We start from the raw sequence: 21575 nt of genomic DNA, 5'->3' as shown, positions 1-21575 counted from the left end.
TTCACAAAGCCACTTTCGATTTTCTAAATACTATCTCGCTACCACAAGCTTTGAGATAGTTTAGCAAGGTCTTATAGCGGATATTTAACGCACCGCTTTCTATCCTAGCAACTGCTGATTGAGTTACGCCCATTTTCTTGGCGACATCTTTTTGTGTCAATTTAGCTTTCAATCTTGCATCTATCAACGCCTCTATCGCCCTAAATTCATCATCCAGTGCTTCGTATTCTTTTTTAAATTCAGGATTTTTAAGGCATTTTTCAAGTGTTGAATTTATATTAACAAGTGCCATTTTTATACTCCTTTAACCTTTTTTTAGCTAATTCCAACATAGCTTTTGGCGTTTTTTGCGTTTTTTTCACAAATGTAAGCAATATAATAATCTGCCTACCACTCTCATAACAATATACGCTTCTAGCGATATTTCCACTTGCTATCATACGAATTTCAAACAAATCATCGCTTAATTGTTTGGTATATGGTTCTCCAAGAGTATTGCCCCTAGTTTCTAGTAACTTAAAAATTCTCAAACCTTTCGCTTTAAGATTTTCTGGTAATTCCAAAAATTCTTCTTCTATGCTTTCACTAGCAAAACTTACGCTCCACATTTTCGCCCTTTTTACTACCAAAATATATCATATTTGGTATAAATTTGAACTTAACGACCATTTTTCTTATACCTAAATATAACCCAAAGCCCAAATAAACACGCTACTAAGTATCCTGAGCCATACCCTATAATGGCACCATAAGTCAAAAATTTTGGTATAAAAATTATATAGCCTAGGCTAGAAAACAGCAAAACCAAAGCCCATTTATATATTAAAATTTTACCAAATTGCATTTTTATGATATAGATATTCAAAGCCGTATCTAAAAAAATAAATGGCAAAACTAAAAGTAAAAATTTAAAAACTGGAATAGTGCCGTTAAATTTAGCTCCAAAAATCAAATTTATAACTAATGGAGCTAAAAAATATAAAATAACACTAGTTAAAATTGCTCCGATAAATATACCACATGCAAGTTTTAAGACATTTGATTTTATGATTTTTATATCATCAAATTTATATACAAAAAGTGGTGCAAATGAGATTGAAACAATCGGTGCAATCGCTGTTGCAACTTTTAAAAGTGACATGGCGGAAGCGTATAGACCAAGAGAGAAATCATCGCCTAAATGCTTTAAAAACATAAGATCAACTCGCCTGCAAATTATCATCAAAATAATCCCAGCAAAAAACGGCAAACCAAGTTTTAAAAATTTGAAAATTTGAGCCTTATCATATGTAAAAAACCATTCTTTTGTTAAAATTCTATAAACCACCAAAAGCCCAAATGCTATCAAAAACCATTCAAATGCGGTTACAAAGCCATAAGCATAGATATTTGTAACATCTAAATAATAAAGAGTTAAAAACATTAAAAGATTAAAAATATGAGTAGTTATTGTCAAAATTACTCTATATTTTATCATAGTTTGCGACTGTAAATATGCCGTTATAATAGCAAATGCTTCATTTACCAAGATAGATGAAGCCATAACAATACTTAAATAAAATATCTTTATATCGTCTGTAAAATATACAAAAGCCAAAAGTGCAATATATGCGATAACAGATGAAACAAATCTTATAACAAAACCATTTCCCATTATTATTTTGCGCTCTACGGCGTCAGCATTTGTTAGACGCGGAACGACGATTTCAGCTGGATTTATATATGAAAGAGCCGAAAAAATAACAACCAAACCCAAAATATATTGAAAATTTCCATACTCTTCTACGCTTAGCACACGAGCTAAAATCATAGTAACGGCTAATCCCATTACTATCCTAACTCCGTGTTCGCAAAGAAGCCAAGCTATGTTTTTTACTATTTTAGGGTTTATTGCCATTTTATTGCTTTTAGCTTTATTGTTTAAATTTGCTTTTTCCTAGCTGAGATTTCGCTTTTTAGCAAAACCCAAAATACACCCAAAACACCACCTAAAAATGTAGCGATTGCTACGATTAAAAGTTTTTTAGGCTTCACAGGGGATTTGCTAGTTATGATAATGTCATCTTTTATGATGACATTGCTTAAATTTTGTTTTTCTAAACTCGCCTTTAAAATCTCTTTTTGATTTTCTAGTTTTGAAATTTCATCTTTTTTCTCATCTATGGAGTTTTGAATTTTAACTATATCGTCGTTTTTAGTCTGAATTTGATTTTGCAAATCCGTTTGTGATACAAGCAAATTTTCTTTATCTTTCAAAAGATTAGGAATTTTTACAAATTCACTATCGTGCAAATCGTGCTCAAATTTTTGTTTTGTCGTCGTGGTCGCACTCATATAGCGATTTCGCAAATCATTTAACCGCTCTTTCAAAATAATTGCGTTATTTTGATTTAAATTTGGATTTTTTAGCTCTTTTTCTATGCTTTGAATTTCTGCGTCCAGTTTTGGAATTACATTATTTATAAGCTCATCATAAGCTTTTTTGTCATTTGGCAAGACTATATTTTGTAAATTTGCTATTTCCTTGTCTTTGTTTGGCATAAAAATTTCTTCTATCTGCCTTATGCGATTTTCAAGTTTAGGCAGCTGCATATTTTGGATATGACTTATTTGAATTTCGCTATTTTTTAGACTATTTTGCAAAGTTTTTATTTTCGCGTCTGCATTATAAAGAGCGTTTTTAATGCGACTTTCTTGCAAAGATATGTTTGGTTTATAAATTTCTTGCTCTTCTTTAACGATTTTGTTTATCAAAGCGACGGCTTCGTCGTTGCTTTTGCCCATAACTTCGATGTCGAAAAAGTCGTTTAGGTTATTTTTGGTTCCCGTTACTTTCGCGGGAGCGACTTTTTTAACCACTGCACTTTGCGGTTCGCTTGATTTTGTGTCAATATATTTGCTTTGGATTTTATTTATTATCATATCCGCATTAGCAAAAAGCTCTTTTTTGTTTTCACTTATATTTTTGTAGTAAGGCACTGAAATTCTAGCCTTTGCACCATACCACGGCGTGGCGATTATAGTATATAAAACACCCAAAGCAAAAAACGCTAGTGTAATCATAGCAATACTAAATTTGCCTTTCCAAATTTTGCCTAGTAACTCAAAAATATCGATTTCATCGTTTTGCGAATTGGCTGAATTCATTAAATTTTCGCTCATTTGTTTTCCTTGTCTTTTAAATCTTTTTTTATCTGCGTTGTTGAAATCTCTGGCGTTCGTTTTAGATAGACCACTTCGCAGCCCTCGTCTTTTAAAAAGTCAAATTTGCCTTCCCAGTCATCGCCGATGACGAAAGTATCGACATGATATAGATGCACATCTTCTTTTTTTTGTTCCCATGAATTTTCGGGGATTACGAGATCCACATAGCGAATCGCTTCAAGCAAATGTTTGCGTTTTTCGTATGAAAAATAGCATTTTTTTTGCTTTGAGTTCCAGTTAAACTCATCAGTCGAAAGTGCCACGATAAGGTAATCGCCAAGTGCTTTTGCACGGCGAAGCAAATTTATATGCCCGTAATGAAGCATATCAAATGTGCCATAAGTTATAACTCGTTTCAAAATTTATCCTTAATTTTTCGCAAATTTTTTGTTAAAATTTCGCAATCAAAAATCGTTTTTTTTTTTTTTGCAAAATGTCCATTATATCAGCAAATTTTAAATCATATCTTAATATAATTTGCTTGAATATAAGATTAAAAACGAAAGAATTTTATGAAAAGACAAGTTTCTATTTTGGTGTTGTTGGCGTGTGATATTTTTTGCATATTTTTATCACTTTTACTTGCCGTTTGGATACGAAATTCGCTAAATTTGCCAAACTATCCAAACGCACCGCAGTATTATAGCAACTATATAAATTTTTATTTTATCTATATTGTTGTCATTTTTTCATTTATTTATAACGGAATTTACACTAAAAGATACGATTTTTGGCATGAGAGCTTGCTAGTTTTTCGCTCGTGCGTGTTTGCGTGCGTTTTGATTTTTTGTTATCTTGCACTTAATAAAAATGTAACAAATTCCCGTATAGCGGTGATTTTAAGCTTTGCGTTGATGGCGTTTTTGATACCTGCTTCTAAATTTTTCCTAAAAAAAGCCCTTTACAACGCAGGTTTTTGGCAAAAAAAAGCCAAAGTCATCAACGGCACACGCGAATTTAGACGAGAAATTTTCAAAAACCACTATCTAGGCTACAAACTCACTCGCACAAACGACTACGAAACCATTTTCATACACAATCACAATCTAAGCCTAAATGAACTACACAAGCTTGTTGAGAGTAATATTTTATCAAATAAAGAGATCATTTTTACCCCAGCACTAGATGGATATGACTACTCAAAAGCTGAAATTTTCAGCGTTTTTAACTCTCGCACAAGTTTGCTAATGCTTGAAAATTCGCTTTTGAAGCCATTTAATCGCTTTATTAAAACTTTAAGTGATATTGCAATTGTTTTGATTGCTTTGCCATTTTTAGCAGTTGTTTTTGCCGTAATCTTTGTATTGATGAAGCTAGAAGAGCCAAGAGGAAGTATATTTTTTGGTCAAGATCGTGTCGGACAAGACGGGAAAATTTTTAAATGTTTAAAATTTCGCAGTATGCGTGAAAATAGCGCCGAACTTATGAAAAAATATCTCGAAGAAAATCCGCATGAAGTCGAGTATTACGCCAAATATCACAAATACGAAAACGACCCTCGTATCACAAAAATCGGCAATATCATGCGAAAAACCTCGCTTGATGAATTACCTCAACTCATAAATGTCCTAAAAGGCGACATGAGTCTTGTAGGACCAAGACCACTTCCACCAGGAGAACATAAATTTGGTGGAACCACTGAAAAAGAAGAAAGTATTATTTTAAAAGTAAAACCAGGAATTACCGGACTTTGGCAATCTACACTTAGAAATAATGCAGACTTTAAAACTAGAAATAAAATCGACATTTACTATGTCAAAAACTGGACACTTTATATGGATTTTGTAATCATACTAAAAACTATAAAAATGGTTCTAAAACGCGACGGGGCAAGTTAAAAAGATAGCATTTGCTTAAATTTGCTCTCGTCAAATTCATTTAAATTTACAAAATTTTCAAACCCTGCTCTGGCAAAAATTTCTCCGCTTTTGCCAAAAGAAATTTTGTTTTTTGCAAAAAAACCACTTCGTATCCAGCCTAAAAAAATCTCATCATAAACGATATTTTCATTTTCTCCGTCGCATAAAATCACGCCGTCAAATCCGTCTAAGCTAGCAGAATAAATATCAGGTTTTACAAAAAAACCGAATTTATCTTTTACGCTTTCATTTAATGAACAAATTTTTATCTCACACTCGCTCATTTTGTGCAGTTTTTCGCAAATCATAGCTAAATTTAACAAAGAAAATTTATCATAAATCACAATCGCAATCCGCATTTTTTTCCTTTTTTTGAGCTGATTTTAATCAAATTTGCTTTAAAATTTAATCAAATCTAACAAAGGAAAAATTATGATTTACCAAGATAATTTGATTTTTATCGAGCCTGAAACTGCCGAAATTCCGTGGATAAAAATCTTTACAAAAACCGAATTCAAAGAGCTAAGTGATTGCGACGAAGCGACGCAAAAACGGCTTTTTGAGACGATTTTAGAGTGTGAAAAAACTATGCGAAGCTTTTATAATCCTGATAAAATCAATATCGCAAGTTTTGCAAATTATGTCCCAAGGGTGCATTTTCATATCCAAGCCCGTTTTAAAAATGATAGCTTTTTCCCTGAGAGTATGTGGGGCAAAAAACAGCGAAATGCAGATCTAAATTTGCCAAATTTTAACGAATTTTGCGAGATTTTAAATGCGAATTTGAAAAAGAAATTTGCTTAATTTAAGCAAGTTTTGATTTTTCTTCTTAATCTTTTTCGATTAAAAAGCACCAAAAGTAAAATCGCAGCCACAACGCCGCACATAATAAAACCAAATTTCGCACCGAATTTATCAGTAAAATATCCAGCAAACAAAGCACCAAACGGCGTGCTTCCTTGAAAAACAAGCGTGTAAATACTCATCACTCTACCGCGAAATTCGTTTGCCGTATTTAGCTGCAAGGTCGAGTTGATGTTTGACGCTGTCAAAAGAAAGGCAAATCCTGTCAAAGCCAGAACAAAACAGGCATAATAAAAGTTGCTTACTAGCCCGATACAGCTTAGCAAAAGGACTGAAACAACAGATAAAATTCTTATATATTTTATCTCAAATTTGCCAAAACTTGCCACGAAAAATGCCCCTACAAACGCACCCACGCCCGAACACGCCATCATATAACCAAATGTCTTTTCGCCGCCTTGCAAAACAAATTTGACAAAGGCAGAAACCGTGATATTGTAATTTGGCACAAAAGTGGCGATAATAAGCAAAATCAGCAAAACTTCGCTTAAAATTTGTTTGTGCGTAACATAAATAAAACCTTCTTTAATCGATTTAAAAATATGCAAAGGCTCCGAATTTTGCGTCTTTTGCTCGGTTTTTAGCTTGATAAAATAAAGCGAAATTAAAATCGCAAAAAAACTAACGCCGTTAAATAAAAAACAATACCCAACGCCAAAAACAGCCATTATAATCCCAGCCAAAGATGGCCCTAAAATTCGCGCTGTATTAAAAGATACCGAATTTAGCGCAATCGCATTTGGCAAATTTTCTCTATCATCGATGAGATCATAAACCATCGACTGGCGACTTGGCGCGTCAATGCTGTTAAAAACGCCGTTGATAAAAGAAAAAATAAGAAGCTTTTCAAACGAGCAAGAATCGGTAAAAACCATAAATGCAAAAATAAAAGCGATTATCATCATACCGATTTGCGCGAACGCCAAAACCGCTTTTTTGTTAAATCTATCCAAAATCGCACCGCTAAAAAGTGTAAAAAGCAAAGCCGGCGCAAACTGCAAGGTCGCTACAAGGCTAACTTTAAATGGGTCATTTGTGATAATCAGCGTCAGCCACGGAAGCGCGATAACCTGCATCCACGAGCCGATTAAGGATAAATTCATTCCGACCCAATAAATTCTGAAATTGCGATATTTTAACGACAAAAATGGATTTTTCATAAAGTAATTATACTTAAATTTTGCAAAGCGAATTGTTAAATTCGTTTAAATTTGAAGCTAAATTTGCAAATTTTATTTTAATTAAGATTTATTTTGTATTAAATCTTTTTTGATAATATTACGCAAAATTTTATTAAGGAATTTACAATGGAAAAACGAGCAATAGACCACATGAACGCAGATCATCACGATATTTTAGTAAAATTTTGCAAACATTTTAGCGAATTTGAAAATCCACAAAATGTCAAGCTTATAGCAATAAATCAAAACGGCATGGAAATTTCTTGCGATAAAGGCGTAGTAAAAGTGCCATTTTTACGCCCTGCAAACACACAAGGCGAAGGCTATCGCTTTGCGATAATGGAAGTTTTAAAAAGTCTAAATTTAGGCGATGAATTTGAAAAAATAAGCTCGGAAATGGTTGAATTTATTGATAGCTTTCAAAGCGTTATCATTTCTAGCGACCTTGGCGAACACTGCACCGCTTCGTATGCGCCGTTTGTGCGGGTTGAAGACGAAATTTTTGTTTTACTTTCAGAAATCGCCGAACATTTTAAATCGATAAAAAATGCGCCGAACAAGGTGCAAATTCTTTTCTTGCAAAATGAAAATGAAGCCAAAACGATTTTTGCAAGGCGTAGAGTTAGTTTTAACGCTAGTGCCGAATTTACCCCAAAAAACGATGAAATTCTAGCTAAATTCGAAGAAAAATTTAAAAACGAAAGCGCATTTGAAATGATTAAAAAAATGAGCGATTTTCATATTGTTAAATTCACTCTTGGCAAAGGTCGCCTTGTAAATGGCTTTGGCGCTGCGTTCGATACGAACGCCCTAAAAGTCATCTCTCGTGTCGGCGGAAAAATGCCACACAAAATGGAAAAATAAATTTAGGGCAAAATGCCCTAAATTCCTTTAAAAACTATTTTTTAACGATCTTTTAAATTATAATTAATCGGCATATTAAATGTCATTTGCGAATTCATACCTATTATTTCGCTAGGCGGTGCAGGTATCGGGGAAGCCTTTTTAAAAAGTTCAAGTCCTGCTTCGTCCAAGTCGGCAAATTTGCTACTTTTTTTGATACTTGCACTCAAAACATTTCCGTTTTTATCGATACTTACGCTTATCGCAACAACGCCTTCTTTTCTCATTCTACGCGCTTTTTGTGGATATTTTTTGAATTTATTTATATGCCTTTTTATTAGCCCTTGCCAGCTAGCTTTTAGAGCTTTTGCTTCATTTCCTTGCACTTGGGTTTTAAATTCGCCAACATTTTGGCTAGAAACAGGCGCACTAGCCGTGCTTTGAACTTTTTGCTCGGATTTTTCTTTCGCTATTTTTGCCGGTTTTTTCACGGGTTTTGGCTTTTTTATGGGTTTTGGCTTTTCTTCTACAATCTCTTCTTTTTTTATCTCCACAGGACTTTGAATATCTTCTTGTGCCAAGATTTTTTCTTCTATAATCTCTTTTGGCGTCTCTTCAACGACTTGCTCTACGCTTTCTTCGGAGATGGTTTTTAGCTCACCCACAGGCACATTTGCCACAAAATTTACACTTGCAAATTCGCCGATTTGCGCGTTAATGCCGTCTAAAAAATTCTCATTTGGCTTTTTATTTATCAAAAAAAAGGCAAAAACACTGCTGTGAAACAAAAACGATAACGCCAGAGAAAATGACCAAATTTTTGAATTATTCATTTTTAATCTCCATTGAAAGTGCGATTTTATTGTATCCGCTTTGCTTAACCGATTGCACGATTTGCATTAATCTTTCGTAATTTGTGCTTTTATCCATTTGCAAAAAAATCGTTTTTTCTTTATCATTTTGCGATAATTCGTCCAAATTTTCGCCGATTTGCTCCAAATTTACAACCTTTTGCGAAATGATAATCTCATCGTCTTGGTTTAGATATAAAATTATCGGTTTGTTTTCTATGTCTTGTTTTGAATTTGTTGCTTTTGGAAGTTCAACCTTAACAGAGCTTGTCATAAGCGGCGTAACAACCATAAAAATGACAAGCAAAACAAGCATAACATCGATAAACGGCGTTACATTTATATCGCTAAGCTCTACTTCATTTTCTACCTTAATCATTTTTTGCCTTTGAAATATCTCTACTAGCGGTGATTAAAAGTAGCGTTGCTATTTCGCCCACTTTGACACTCAAATTTGCATTTTTTTTGATGATATAGTTATAAAAAAGCACCGCAGGAATCGCAGCTGCTAAGCCGATAGCAGTAGCAAAAAGTGCTTCTGCGATTCCGGGAGCTACGACGGCTAAACTAGCGCTATTTTGCGAAGCAATACCGATAAAACTATCCATAACACCCCAAACCGTGCCAAAAAGCCCTATAAAAGGGGCTGATGAACCGATACTAGCTAAAACTCCGCTTCCAAATTTAGACTCAGATACAAATAACGCCGTTTTTATCTCCAAACGATTTTTAATCCGTTCTTTTATATCCAAATCCAAATTCGGCATAGACATATCGATTTCGCTTTTTATCTCTTTGACAAAAGCTTCGCCAAGGCTGTTTTTTTCAAAATTTGCATTTGATAAGCTTTTTAGGTTTTTTGCCGTTTGCCTTTGTTTTTTTATGCTTTTTGCAAGTCTTTCATAGCCAATAACCTTAGCAACAAAAACGCACCACGAAATAACCGAAAAAAGCGTTAAAATATAAATAACGATTTTAACGACTATATGAGCATTTTGATAAAGCGATAAAAATGAAATTTCCATTTTAAATTCCCAAATTTATAAATTTTTTATCTTTTCAAATGCCTTTTTTGCATTGGCTAAATCGGCTTCATCAGGGTGAGAAGCCGCATTTGCCCACCTTGCTTCGCGCTCGGGAGTTATAGGGTGGGGCGAATTTCCTTTTTCTGCCATTTTTCTCATCATCTCAATTAGTTTTGGATCAATCGCACCTTGACATGCAAAATCGCAAAGGACTTCGCAACCGTTTTCCATAAGCTCGTCTTCTACTTTTTGCAAAGATTTTTTAGCGTGTTCGCTTTCTGGCTCTGCCCCCAAAGTCATAAAAACGCCGATTTTTTTGTTTTTGATATTTTCTTTGTAAAATTTAGTAAATTTTGTATCTGCTCCGCCCTTATCGACAAAAAAGCCAACGCCGATAAAATCAAATTCGTCCAAATTTCCTTTAAATTCGCTAAAACTCACACTCTCGCAACCGATTTCTTCTGCGATTGCGTTTGCAACTTTTGCCGTGTTTCCCGTAAGTGATGAATAAATAATAATTTTTTTACTCATTTTATAAACTCCTTTTTAATGATATTTGCGCAATTTACTGCGATATTGTTTCCCCAAAAAACTCCGTTTAAATTTAGTCTAAATTTGCCGCAAAAAAGCTCTGCCAAGCCTAAATTTTCGCATTTTTTTAAAAATTCAAAAAGCTCGTTGCAGGTTTGTTCGCTCAAATTTTTAAATTCGCTCAAATTTAGGCAATCATATTGAAAAAGATTACAAAGTTTCTCAAATTCAGCTTGTTTTGGCGAAATTTTGCTTATCATTTTTCGCCCTGCCATACCAAACATACCAAAACCGGCTATCTTGCCACCTGCGCCATTTCCCAAAGGCAAAATATCCGTGCCTTTGTGCGTGTGGCGAATATATTCGTAAGTATCGCGATTTTTTCTAGCAAGTTTTGTAAGCTCCAAAAGCTCGAATTCTCCACTTTCAAGCAGAGTTTTTGCAAATTCGTTATGCAAATTTAAATCGGTTTGTAAATCATACTCAAATTCTTTGCCGTCTTTTGAAAGCTTTGCGCCATCAAAATACATAAGCGAGTAAAAGCTCGTGCTATCGATATTTAAATCTAAAATTTGCTTTGCATCAAATTTAACATCATCTAAGCTTTGATTTGGATAGTTGTAGATTATATCGGTGCAAAGAAGTCCGTCAAAATTCTCACGCAAATTTGCTAGTTTTTTAATCGCCCCTTTGCCGTTATAAACGCGGTTTAAAAACTTTCGTCCGTGATCGCTAAAAGTTTGAATCCCTATGCTAAAACGATTTACGCCGATATTTTGTAAAAATTTTATTTTTTCTACGCTTAGATTATGCAAAGTGCTTTCTAAACTGATTTCGCAGGTTTCATCGACGCTAAATTTCTCAAAAATCGCAGCGAAAATTCGCTCAAAATGGTTTTCTTTCAGCGTTGTCGGTGTGCCACCGCCAAAATAAATACTTTTGATTTTTTTGCTTTTTAGATACTCCGTCTTGCCAAATTTAGCGATTTCGCCAAGTAAAAATTCAGTGTAACTATCAAGTTCGTCGGCTAACTTCGTGCGATTCATCGAACAAAACGAGCAGATATTATCGCAAAATGGTATATGAAAATAAATCACACAATCTTCGCTTCCACTTGGCGAATTTAACGCTTTAAATAGCTCATCTTCGCTAGCTACCACAGGCGGAAAAATTCGCTCATTATGGTGCGTTTTTATGCGCTCTTTAAACGGATTTTCATTATCCATGTTTATCTCTTTGCCGCCACCATGTGAAGACATTTTTTGTAGTTTTTCTAACATAGCTTTTGGCAAATTTTCTAAATCCATACCGCTTTTTTCAAGTTTTTCACGAATATCTTGTGGTAAATTTGCCAAATTTAAGCCGTTTTTTTCGCCGTTCATTTTGTAAGCTCTCCATAAATTTGCTCTATTAAAATGCTAATTCTAGGGCTTCCGCGAAGTATCGTGCTAGGAACTACTATAAATTTGCCGTTTTTTACGGCTTTGCTTTGAGATAAAATGGGATTATTTTTTAAAAAGCTATCCAAATCAGAATTAAGCCCAACCATAATGATAAAATCGGGATTTTGCGAAAGTATAAATTCGCTCGAAATTATCGGCGTTGAGCCTTGAAGTGAGTTTGCAAGATTTTTCATGCCAAATTTTGAGATAATATCGCCGGGCAATGTCGTATCAGTAAAAGCCATCATCGGATTTGCCGAAAAAAAGGCAATCGCACTTTTATCTTTCAAAGCCGTTTTGTTTTCAAAAATTTTTTCCACGCCCACACAAAGCTCGTCTGCTTTTTGACTTTTATCTGTGATTTCGCCGAGTTTTTTTGTATTTTGGCAAATTTGATTTAGGCTATCGGCTTTTAGCTCCATTGAGGGGAAATTTAGATTTTTCAAATCATTTCCTGCATTTGCCGAGTGAAAACTAGTGATGATTAAATCGGGATTGAGTTCAACGATTTTTTCCAAATTTGGCTTTATGTATGTTCCTACACTTGGCAAATTTGCCGTTTTTTCTTCCGGATAAATTTTTGACATCGTTGTGCTTGAAATGGCTGAAATTTGGCTTTCTGCTTCAAGCATATATAAAATTTCTACTGCCGCAGGATCAAGCACGACTAAATTTTTTGCCCCTAAAACACAGGCGCCTAAAACCAGCGTTAAAAATAATTTTTTCATTTTTTTTACTCCTTTGATAAAACGATAAATGGATCGTTTTTGTGATATAAAATTTCGCACTCTAAATCGTAAATTTCACGCAAAATTTCTTTTGTGTAAAGCTCTTTTGGGCTACCTTGATAGCGAATTTTGCCACTTCGTAGCATAAAAACTTTATCGCAAAAAAGTGCCGCTAAATTTAAATCATGAATAACCATAACGCTTAGTAAATTTAGCTCCTTAGTTAGTTTTTTGCAAATTTTCATAATACTTAGCGCATAATTTAAATCAAGTGCGCTCGTTGGCTCATCTAAAAGCAAAATTTGCGGATCGCTAACTAACGCTCTTGCGATCAAAACTCGTCCAAATTCGCCACCACTTAGCTCATAAGCATTTCGCTTTGCAAATTTAGAAATATCTAAAAGCTCCATAACTTCGCTAACTTTTTCGTAATCTTGCCTTTCATAACCACTAAATTCGCTTTTTAAATGACAAAATCTCCCCATAAGCAAAATCTCTTCCACACTAAGCGGCACACTTAATGCTGTTTTTTGCGGAACAAAGCCCAAAATTTTGGCTAACTCTTTTAGGCTATACTCTTTTAAATTTTTCTGCACCACTTCGATATAACCGCTTTTTAAATCCAAAATTCGCATTATGTTTTTTAAAAGCGTTGATTTACCGCAGCCGTTTGGTCCTAGAATTCCAACAAATTCGCCTTTTTTTAGCTCCAAATTTACGCCATCAAGTGTTAAATTTGCACCGTATCCAAATTTCAAATCCTTAACGCAAACGCTCATCTTATGCCCCTGACTGATTTTAACGCTAAAAATAGAAAAAACGGCGCACCGAAAAATGCAGTTACAACGCCGATTGGCACTTCGATCGGGCTTAAAATATTTTTTGCAATCAAATCGCAAAATATCAAAAATATCCCACCGGCAACGGCAGATGTCGGGATTAAAATAGCGTTGCTCGAAGTTTTCAGTAGCATTCTTAAAGTGTGCGGTATGATTAAGCCAACAAAGCTTATCATGCCTGTAAATGCGACCGAAAATCCGATAAGCAAAGATGAAGCGATGAGTAAATTTTTCTTGCTTTTTTCTACATTTACGCCAAGACTTTTGGCTTCTTCATCGCCGCTTAAAATGATATTTAGTTCATGCCTTTTTGTGTAAAAATATATCATAACGACCATTAAAGGCGGCAGCAAAATCAAAATTTTGCTCCACGAAGCTGAGCCTATGTATCCCATTAACCATGCCGTGATTTTAAAGCTATCTTCGCCGATGAGATATGTCGCAAATGCCGTAAATGAACCAAGAAAAGCTGAAATCGCCATACCGATAATCAAAAGCGTTGCGATACTTCGGTTTTTTTTAGCAAGTTTAAAAATAACTAACGACAAACCCGCCGCACAAAAAAATGCAAAAATTCCGTAAAAAATATCTGGCATTTTAAGCAAATATGCTATCACCGCTCCAAAAGTAGCTGCCGAAGCGATACCGATAATATAAGGATCTGCAACAGGATTTAAAAACACGCTTTGCACAACCACGCCGGAAGTCGCTAGTAGCATACCAACTATAAGTGCCATTACTAGGCGCGGAAGCCGCATTTGAAATAAAATTACCTTTTTCATTTCATCGATTTGGTTACCGCTAATACAGGCAAGAATATCGCTAAAAGTTATATTAGCCGTTCCTATCATCAAAGATAGGAACGCTAAAATCACAAACAAAAAAGCCGAAATAAAGCTAAATTTAGAAATCGTATTTAAATTCGGCATAGTAATTTCGCTCATTGGCAGGATAATAACTATCTTGCTTTACGCTTTGTGCTTCGTAATATTTTTTATTGAAAAGATTTTTGACACCAGCACCTACGCTAAATCCGTTTGCAAATTTGTAGTTAAATCCTGCATCTACAATCGTTTTTGCAGGAATTCTTTCATAATTGCTATCAAATTTTTTCGAATAATACTTCACATCGCTCCAAAATTTCAAATTTTTAATCGGCTCATAACTTGCCCCAAGAACGAATTTGTGTTTAGATACAAACGGAACTTCTTTTCCTGCGTTATTGCCTTCTTTGATTTTGCTATCGACAAAAGAGTAGCTTTCGCTTATGCTAAATTTATCAAACAGTTTTTGACTTGCAAAAAGCTCAGCCCCGTAACGGCGAGTTTTATCAAGGTTGTAGTATCGCCAACCATCGCCATGACCACCAAGCATCACTTCGATAATCTCATCTTTTGAATCTGTGTAAAATAGAGTCGCACTCACAAATGAGCCAAAAATTTCATCTTTTAAGCCGATTTCATAGGTTTTGTAAATTTCACTATCAATCCCGTTAAAACTATACTCTTTTGTGGTTGGATTTTTATCGGTTAGTTGATTTGGCGATGGCGAAACATAGCCCCTTTCGAATTTCGCATAGATATTTCCGCTAGATGAATAATTGAAATTTGGCGTGATTTCAAGTGCGTAATTATTTTGGTTTGATTTTTGGGTATGGATTGCATTTGTTTTGGTATTCATCGCTGGATTTGGTATAGTAGCGCTCATCTCTTGGGCTGTGTTTCTAGTTATATCAAATTTAGCCCTTTCAAATCTCGCTCCAAAATTTAGATCAAATTTATCGCCAAATTCTTGTTTTTCCATAAAATAAAAGGCATGTGTTGTTTTATCTAGCCCCAAAACCGTGTCAATATGATGAGACATTTGCATTCTACCCATATCGACTTTGTAAAATGTGTGAGATTCTCTATCGCCTTTATTTAAAATATAATCATACCCTAAAATCAACTCTCCGCTATCATAATCAAATTTTGTCTTTATATTTAGTCCGTATTTTGTATCACCAAACAATCCGTTAGTTTCATAGGCTAAATATGGACTTCCGTAGGCTTTGGCATAATCGCTATTATTTTTAATCTTTACTCTTTGATAATACGGCAAAACATTTAGCGTAAAGTTATCGCCGATTTTAGCCTTGTAATCAAATGTCAGATCAACTCTTTTCATATCTTCATCGCCCGTAAAACCTGGATACGGATTTGCACGGCGATCTTGTAAAACTTGTGCCAATGTTAGCCCTTCAAACGGCGAATTTATTTTGCCTTTGTAAAAACTTGGCATAAAAAATAGGCTTTGATTTTCGCTGATTTGCCAATCCATCGTGCCGTTTAGAAAATATCCTTTTTCGTGAAAATCACGCGTATAGCCGTCCGTATCAAAGACTTTGGCTCCAAATTTCAAAAACAAATTTTCACTTGCATTTCCGCCGACATTTGTCGTAAAATCTTTATAATCATAACTACCCCATTTTGTGCCGATATTTGCGTAAAAATCTCGCTGGGTTCTTTTTGTGATGATATTTACAACGCCGCCTCTTGTGCCGCTTCCATAAAGAACGGCTCCACCACCCGGCATAGCTTCTATGCGTTCGACATCTTCGATTGCTATCATTTCGTAAGGCACGATTCCGTGAGCCGAATCAATCATATTCATAGGAACGCCGTTTATAAGCACTTTTACGGCAGTATTTGCACGAGCACCTTGACCACGCATATCGATTTTATTTCCGATACCGCCTGTGTTGATAAACTCAACGCTAGGAATTTTCTCTAATGCCTCTTTTATGCTTCTATATCCGCGTTCTTGGATTTCATTTTCGCCCAAAACATAGACATTTCGCACCTCATCGCTTAGTTTTCCCTCAAATCCGGTTGCCGTTACGACAATCTCATCAAATTCGATAGAATTTGCCAAAGCTAAACTAGCCGACAAGCTTAAAAATATAACTTTTTTAAGCATAAATTCTCCTTTATTAAATAATAATTATAATCAAATATAAAGTTTAAAATAACTATATATAATGATTTAAAATTTAAAATTGCGAAAATTTATCAAATTTAATCTTAATTAATAATTAAAATCAATAAATTTATTTATCTTGATAAAATAAAAATTATTTTCAAAAAGAATTGTAAATTTAAGCGTATTTTTTGCTAGTTTTGTGCTAAATTTATACAAATTTAGCCAGACACTCGACACTGAGCATTTAAATTTTGTAAATTTTTAAAATTAGATTATATTTAAATTGTAGAGTTTGCAAATTTATAGGCGTAATAATTTAAAAAATTTCACGCTTTTAAGCAAAACGCACTTGGTTTGTGTGCGCAAAGCCTAAAAGCGCGAATTTAAGCCATTTAGTATAATAATCTACCCATTTTTTTTCGCAAATTCTCTCATAAATTCGCAAAGAGTTTGGACATTATCTAGCGTTATAGCATTATAAATCGAAGCGCGAATTCCGCCTAAAACGCGGTGTCCTTTAAGTCCTATCATGCCGTTAGCTTCTGCCATTTTGACAAAAAGCGGTTCAAGTTCAGGGTTTGCGATGTTAAAAACCACATTCATAAGACTTCTGCTATCTTTTTTTACATGACCTTTGTAAAAATCGCTAAGCTCGTCAATCGTGCCGTATAAAAGCTCAGCTTTTGCGACATTTCGTTTGTGAATTTCGCCTAATCCGCCTAAATTTTCAATCCAAGAAAGCATTAAATTTAGCATATAAATGCCAAAAGTATTTGGCGTGTTACTCATAGAATCAGCTTCAACCTGCGTTTTATACCGCAAAATCAAAGGCGTTTTTGTATTTTCTACGCGATCAAGTAAATCTTTGCGAATCACCACAAGCGTTACGCCTGCCGGGCCGCCGTTTTTTTGAATTCCGCCGTAAAAAAGTCCAACGCTACTTAAATCCACAGGGCGAGAAAAAAGATCGCTCGAACTATCCACGACTAGCGGACATTTGCATTTTGGAAGCTCACTATACTGCGTTCCGTAAATCGTATTATTTGAGCAAATGTAGCCGTAATCGGCATCGTCGCTAAATTTAACCACAGGGATATGATCAAATTTGCTCTCTTTGCTACTTGCTACGACCTTGTAATTTATCCCCAAAATTTGGGCTTCTTTAATCGCTTTATTTGTCCAGTTACCTGTATTTGCGTATTCTGCGACACCGCCGTTGCATAAATTCATCGGCACTTGCGCAAACTGCAAACTAGCACCCCCTTGCAAAAAAAGCACGGCATAATCATCGCTAAATCCGTAAAGCGATTTTACTCTATCCATAGCTTGGTGCAAAACCTCTTCAAAAACTTTCGTTCTGTGCGAAATTTCCATGATCGAATATCCGCGTCCTTGATAGTTCAAAAACTCGTCTTGGGCTTGTTTTAGGACACTTAGCGGTATCGTGCTAGGACCTGCGCTAAAATTTATAACTCTTTGCATTTTTTCTCCTTTTTATTCTATCGTTGCTTGTTTTTGCGTATTTTGCGATGATAAAATGACTTTATCGCCGCTTTTTAAATCGCTTAAATTTGTAAGTTTTCCGTCTTTAAAAACTGCGACCAAATCTTTTGTAATCTCAAAAAATTTCGCTCTCCCGGCTAAAATTTCATCTTTTAGTCTGATTTCAGCTTTTAAATTTGTAAATTTCAAATTTATAGCATTATCAAATTTAAGCTTTAAAGCGTTTAAATTTAAAAGCGAACGCTTGATTTTTTCGCCTACGGCTTTGCTTTTTAACTCCAAATTTAGCGTATTTATTAAATTTTTTGATTTTACAATTTTATCGTTTATAAAATCGTTAAAATATCTATCCATGTTATCTAAATTTTGCATTAGTTCATTTCCGTCAGGAAGTAGATCAACCATCGCAGCCGTCGGCGTGGGGCTTCTGTGATCGGCAACAAAATCGCTAATGCTAAAATCGATCTCATGTCCGATTGCTGAAATCACGGGCGTTTTTGCTGCAAAAATCGCTCTTGCTAAATTTTCGTCATTAAAACACCATAAATCTTCCTTGCTACCGCCGCCTCTGGCTATAACAATCGCATCATAATCCTTGCTATCGGCGATTTTTAGGGCATTTATAATGCTAAATGCTGCATTTTCGCCCTGCATTAGTGCACCGTAGGCGTGAATTTGACAAAAAGCCCTTTTATCAAATGCGATTTTTTTCATATCTGCGTATGCTGCCGAAGTTAGGCTTGTGATTAAAGCGATTTTTTTAGGAAATTTTGGTAGTGGTTTTTTTCGTGTTAGCTCAAATAGCCCTTCGCTAGCTAGTTTTTCTTTAAGTCTTGCAAAGGCGATTTCAAGTTCGCCGTCCCCTTGAAGCGCCAAATTTGAAGCGATGATTTGATAGCTTCCGCTTGGAGTATAAAGGCTAACTTTGCCCGTGATAACGACCTTGTCGCCGGTTTTTGGAAGAAATTTAAGTCGTGAATTTGCAAACTTAAACATAGCGCAATCAACCGCACTTTTTTCATCTTTTATCGTAAAATACCAATGCCCGCTGGTTGCGTTTTTGGTAAATTTTGAGATCTCTCCGACAACTTCTACAAGCGAAAAAGATGTCTCTAAAAGCGTTTTTGCCTGTTCGTTTAGTTCGCTAACGGTCATTTAACGCACCTTTTTTGCGACAAAAAGCGTAGTAACATCAAAGCTAAAACCTTTTGAAATTTCAACTTCAAAACCGCTGTTTTCGAGCTTTTGTTTAAATTCAGCTGTATCTAAAAAATTTCCTATCGAATTTGGCAAATACTCGTAAGCTTCCTTGTTTTTTGAAACAAAACCGCCAAGACTAGGCAAAATTTTATTGACATAAAAATCTCTTGCTCTAAAAACTAGGCTTTTTTTACTACTTTTTGTAAATTCCAAAACGACTAAATAACCGCCTATTTTAAGCACTCTGTTAAATTCAACCAAAGCCTTATCAAGCTCGACAACATTTCGTATGCCATAACTTATGCTTAAAATATCAGCACTCCCGCTTGAAAGCGTCGTTTCAGTCGCACTTGCTGTGATAAATTTAAAATCCTTAAACTTTTCCTTTGCCACTTCAAGCATTCCCGTGCTTGGATCAACGCCGATAATTTCATCGATTTTAACGCTAAAATCACCTGCTAAATTCGCCCAAGTCCCCATCATATCGCCCGTGCCACAAGCGACATCGACGATTTTTATGTTTTGATTTTTAAATTTTTTTAACACCGCCCTGACCGCTTTTTTTCGCCACGAAACATCAACTCCAAAACTAATAACCCTGTTTGCCTTGTCGTAAGTAGGGGCGATTTCGTTAAACATTTCTACGATTTTTTCTTGCTTTTCCACTAAATTTCCTTATAAATTTTTAAAAATTTGATATTTTTGTTTAAAATTTTAATAAATTTTGCCTTATTCTCCAAAATATTTTGTTTTATTTTTACACTATGCCCTAAAATCAGTCTTTCAAAACTGCATAAAAATGTAGAAATTTCATTTTGGTTTTTCAGTGAATTTTGATAAATTTGTATAAATTTTAGCCACAAATCAATATCTTGCAAATTTCCAAAAATCTCTTGCGAACGCTTTGATATTTTTGAAAGCTCTTTTAGAGATTTTTGATTGAAAGTTGAAGTAAAATATTCAAGTGCGTATCTTAAATTTTTTATTTTTATTCTTATGGCGTGAAAGTCCGAATTCTGCGAATTTTCATTTAAATTTTTTAGTTCAGTTTTTAATTTTTTTATATCGTTTAAAAGCAAAATTGCAATAAATTTTTTCGCTCTTTTTTCATACTCTTTGACGCCAAAACGACGATTTTCATCGCTCAAAAATGCTTCAAGTGTTTTTAAAAACAGCTCGAAATTTTCGCTTTTAAAGAAATTTTCTAATTTTAAACTAGCCTTTTCTTCGCTAGTTTTTAGCGTTTGAAGTAGCAAATTTGGCGTATTTAAAAAAGATAATTTTTTATGAAAAATTTCCAAATCTCTTTTTTCGTTTGTTTTGTTTGCGATGATTTTTAAAATTTTTAAAATTTCATTACAGAAATTGGGCTCAAAAAGTTCTCTGCTTTGTTTTAAAACGGCTCTAAATTTTCTAAGAGAAATCCTAAATTTGTGCAAACTCTCACCATTTTTATCGTCTAAAAACTCATTTTTAAAGTTTTTAATATCATCAAAAATCAATCGTAAAATTAAAATAATAGCTTCAAAACTATCCAAATATGCAGGAATTTTAAAGGTTAAATTTTTATTTTTGCGTAAAATTTGCCATGCTTTTTTCGTGTCAAATTTGCCAAGCGGAGTTCCAAAAAGAGCTAAATTTAACTCATCAAATTCGTTTAAATTTGAAATTTCACTAAATTTCATATCGCTAAAAAATGAATTTGTATCAAATTCTTTCGCTAAATTTTCATTTTCAAAAAGCACTTTTGCTATGCAAACTCCGCTAAGTCCGCCTTTATAAATTCTAAATTCGGCATTTTGAGATTTAAATGCGTCATATTTTAAGCTTGGAATAATTTTATCTTTTTGTGCGATTTTAAATTCATCTTTTGAGATCGTAAAAATTTGCAAATTCTCTTTTTTGTGCGATAAAAAACAGCCGTTAGAACTTTTGATATAGCAAATTTGTGGATTTAATGAGATATAAAATTTTTGTGTTTTATCTTTTTGGAATTTTGTAGTGTTGTGAGCTAAAAATTCAGTCTTGCTAAACAAAAATTTACGCTCTATTTGCATACTCCACTCCAAAAAATAAGGTGGAGTATCCTACCAAAATAGAGCTTAAATTTCAAACTATCTGCAACACTCGCAGTCGCTAACGGTCGCAACTACATTGAATTTTTTGATAATGTTTCTTGCTTTTCTTTCGAATTCTTCTTTTGCTTTGATTAAAGTATCATCGTCCATACCCAAATCTTCGATACTTCCGCATTTTTCGCAAACTACATGAATATGCGGTTTTTCATAAATATCAAATCTGCTTTTTTGATTTGGCGCATTTACTTCGACCACAACGCCTTCATCAAGTAAAGTGTTAAGGTTTTTATAAACCGTTGCAAGCGAGATAGACGGATAATCTTTCTTAATATCTTCATAAAGTTTTTCGATGCTTGGGTGTTCGTGATGAGCCAAAACCTTTAAAATGCAAAACCTTTGCGGAGTAGCTTTTAAACCGCAATTTTTCAGCAAATCAATGTGATCCATTAAATTTTCCTTAAATTTA

24 protein-coding genes are annotated in these 21575 nt (G+C 34.4%); 3 read left to right on the top strand and 21 right to left on the bottom strand.

Features of this window, described 5'->3' with window-relative positions:
• Position 1: 1 nt before the first annotated feature.
• From PF026_RS00525 to tagD, 5 genes are read right to left on the bottom strand one after another with little or no spacing between them, the layout of a single operon-like run.
• The gene (locus PF026_RS00525; protein ID WP_270863095.1) at positions 2-292 is read right to left on the bottom strand and encodes a helix-turn-helix domain-containing protein; all 291 of its coding nucleotides are present in this window, start codon (positions 290-292) and stop codon (positions 2-4) included.
• On the bottom strand, positions 279-608 hold the full coding sequence (locus PF026_RS00520; RefSeq protein ID WP_270863094.1) for a type II toxin-antitoxin system RelE/ParE family toxin: 330 nt from the start codon (positions 606-608) through the stop codon (positions 279-281). Before PF026_RS00520 ends, PF026_RS00525 begins: the two co-directional genes overlap by 14 nt.
• 50 nt (positions 609-658) lie before the next feature.
• Entirely contained in the window at positions 659-1897 is a 1239-nt protein-coding gene (locus PF026_RS00515) for an oligosaccharide flippase family protein (RefSeq protein ID WP_270863093.1), read from the bottom strand.
• A gap of 23 nt (positions 1898-1920) precedes the next feature.
• Positions 1921-3162 (bottom strand): Wzz/FepE/Etk N-terminal domain-containing protein, encoded by a 1242-nt coding sequence (locus tag PF026_RS00510; protein ID WP_270863092.1) that lies wholly within the window; start codon positions 3160-3162, stop codon positions 1921-1923.
• Positions 3159-3563 carry a glycerol-3-phosphate cytidylyltransferase gene (gene tagD / locus PF026_RS00505; RefSeq protein WP_270858741.1) on the bottom strand — a complete coding sequence of 135 codons (405 nt, stop codon included), beginning with the start codon at positions 3561-3563 and terminating at the stop codon, positions 3159-3161. The genes PF026_RS00510 and tagD overlap by 4 nt, the downstream gene beginning before the upstream one ends.
• Positions 3564-3716: 153 nt before the next feature.
• Here tagD and PF026_RS00500 point away from each other — a divergent pair, with 153 nt between their 5' ends.
• Positions 3717-5042, top strand: a complete 1326-nt coding sequence (locus PF026_RS00500; protein WP_270863091.1) for a sugar transferase — start codon at positions 3717-3719, stop codon at positions 5040-5042.
• On the opposite strand, the gene PF026_RS00495 is transcribed toward PF026_RS00500, so the two are convergent.
• Positions 5039-5422, bottom strand: a complete 384-nt coding sequence (locus PF026_RS00495) for a hypothetical protein (protein WP_270863090.1) — start codon at positions 5420-5422, stop codon at positions 5039-5041. The genes PF026_RS00500 and PF026_RS00495 overlap by 4 nt on opposite strands.
• 73 nt (positions 5423-5495) lie before the next feature.
• Between PF026_RS00495 and PF026_RS00490 the strand changes: the two genes are divergently transcribed.
• A complete protein-coding gene (locus tag PF026_RS00490) occupies positions 5496-5867 on the top strand; it encodes an HIT family protein (RefSeq protein ID WP_270863089.1) in 372 nt (123 codons plus the stop codon).
• On the opposite strand, the gene PF026_RS00485 is transcribed toward PF026_RS00490, so the two are convergent.
• A complete protein-coding gene (locus PF026_RS00485; protein ID WP_270863088.1) occupies positions 5864-7087 on the bottom strand; it encodes an MFS transporter in 1224 nt (407 codons plus the stop codon). The two genes, PF026_RS00490 and PF026_RS00485, sit on opposite strands and share 4 nt — an antisense overlap.
• 147 nt (positions 7088-7234) lie before the next feature.
• On the opposite strand from PF026_RS00485, the gene PF026_RS00480 reads away from it, so the two are divergent.
• Positions 7235-7972, top strand: a complete 738-nt coding sequence (locus tag PF026_RS00480) for a HugZ family heme oxygenase (RefSeq protein ID WP_270863087.1) — start codon at positions 7235-7237, stop codon at positions 7970-7972.
• A 41-nt stretch (positions 7973-8013) separates the two neighbouring features.
• Here PF026_RS00480 and PF026_RS00475 read toward each other — a convergent pair whose 3' ends face one another.
• The 14 genes from PF026_RS00475 to PF026_RS00410 all read right to left on the bottom strand — a co-directional run bounded on the left by PF026_RS00475 (position 8014) and on the right by PF026_RS00410 (position 21556).
• Entirely contained in the window at positions 8014-8784 is a 771-nt protein-coding gene (locus PF026_RS00475; protein ID WP_270863086.1) for an energy transducer TonB family protein, read from the bottom strand.
• Positions 8777-9181: a biopolymer transporter ExbD gene (locus PF026_RS00470; protein WP_270863085.1), complete on the bottom strand. Its 405-nt coding sequence runs from the start codon at positions 9179-9181 to the stop codon at positions 8777-8779. The genes PF026_RS00475 and PF026_RS00470 overlap by 8 nt, the downstream gene beginning before the upstream one ends.
• Complete coding sequence (locus tag PF026_RS00465; RefSeq protein WP_270863084.1) at positions 9174-9827, bottom strand: MotA/TolQ/ExbB proton channel family protein; 654 nt, start codon at positions 9825-9827, stop codon at positions 9174-9176. The genes PF026_RS00470 and PF026_RS00465 overlap by 8 nt, the downstream gene beginning before the upstream one ends.
• Before the next feature lie 15 nt (positions 9828-9842).
• Complete coding sequence (locus PF026_RS00460; RefSeq protein WP_270863083.1) at positions 9843-10358, bottom strand: flavodoxin family protein; 516 nt, start codon at positions 10356-10358, stop codon at positions 9843-9845.
• Positions 10355-11740 carry a radical SAM protein gene (locus tag PF026_RS00455; RefSeq protein WP_270863082.1) on the bottom strand — a complete coding sequence of 462 codons (1386 nt, stop codon included), beginning with the start codon at positions 11738-11740 and terminating at the stop codon, positions 10355-10357. Before PF026_RS00455 ends, PF026_RS00460 begins: the two co-directional genes overlap by 4 nt.
• Positions 11737-12528 carry an ABC transporter substrate-binding protein gene (locus tag PF026_RS00450; protein ID WP_270863081.1) on the bottom strand — a complete coding sequence of 264 codons (792 nt, stop codon included), beginning with the start codon at positions 12526-12528 and terminating at the stop codon, positions 11737-11739. Before PF026_RS00450 ends, PF026_RS00455 begins: the two co-directional genes overlap by 4 nt.
• 5 nt (positions 12529-12533) lie before the next feature.
• The gene (locus PF026_RS00445; RefSeq protein WP_270863080.1) at positions 12534-13307 is read right to left on the bottom strand and encodes an ABC transporter ATP-binding protein; all 774 of its coding nucleotides are present in this window, start codon (positions 13305-13307) and stop codon (positions 12534-12536) included.
• Positions 13304-14311 carry a FecCD family ABC transporter permease gene (locus tag PF026_RS00440; protein ID WP_373566986.1) on the bottom strand — a complete coding sequence of 336 codons (1008 nt, stop codon included), beginning with the start codon at positions 14309-14311 and terminating at the stop codon, positions 13304-13306. Before PF026_RS00440 ends, PF026_RS00445 begins: the two co-directional genes overlap by 4 nt.
• Positions 14271-16325, bottom strand: coding sequence for a TonB-dependent receptor (locus tag PF026_RS00435; protein WP_270863078.1), 2055 nt, complete (start codon positions 16323-16325; stop codon positions 14271-14273). Before PF026_RS00435 ends, PF026_RS00440 begins: the two co-directional genes overlap by 41 nt.
• A 408-nt stretch (positions 16326-16733) precedes the next feature.
• Entirely contained in the window at positions 16734-17810 is a 1077-nt protein-coding gene (gene serC, locus PF026_RS00430; RefSeq protein WP_270860250.1) for a phosphoserine transaminase, read from the bottom strand.
• Between the two features lie 12 nt (positions 17811-17822).
• A complete protein-coding gene (xseA, locus tag PF026_RS00425) occupies positions 17823-18986 on the bottom strand; it encodes an exodeoxyribonuclease VII large subunit (RefSeq protein ID WP_270863077.1) in 1164 nt (387 codons plus the stop codon).
• On the bottom strand, positions 18987-19697 hold the full coding sequence (gene ubiE, locus PF026_RS00420) for a bifunctional demethylmenaquinone methyltransferase/2-methoxy-6-polyprenyl-1,4-benzoquinol methylase UbiE (RefSeq protein WP_270863076.1): 711 nt from the start codon (positions 19695-19697) through the stop codon (positions 18987-18989).
• Positions 19697-21088 carry a CYTH and CHAD domain-containing protein gene (locus PF026_RS00415; protein WP_270863075.1) on the bottom strand — a complete coding sequence of 464 codons (1392 nt, stop codon included), beginning with the start codon at positions 21086-21088 and terminating at the stop codon, positions 19697-19699. The genes ubiE and PF026_RS00415 overlap by 1 nt, the downstream gene beginning before the upstream one ends.
• Positions 21089-21145: 57 nt before the next feature.
• Positions 21146-21556 carry a Fur family transcriptional regulator gene (locus tag PF026_RS00410; protein WP_270877192.1) on the bottom strand — a complete coding sequence of 137 codons (411 nt, stop codon included), beginning with the start codon at positions 21554-21556 and terminating at the stop codon, positions 21146-21148.
• Between the last annotated feature and the right edge of the window lie 19 nt (positions 21557-21575).

The sequence above is a fragment of the Campylobacter sp. CS_NA3 genome, assembly GCF_027797495.1.
GTDB lineage: Bacteria > Campylobacterota > Campylobacteria > Campylobacterales > Campylobacteraceae > Campylobacter_B.
Note: the sequence above shows the minus strand (reverse complement) of the source record. Positions and strands in the feature narration are given on the sequence as shown.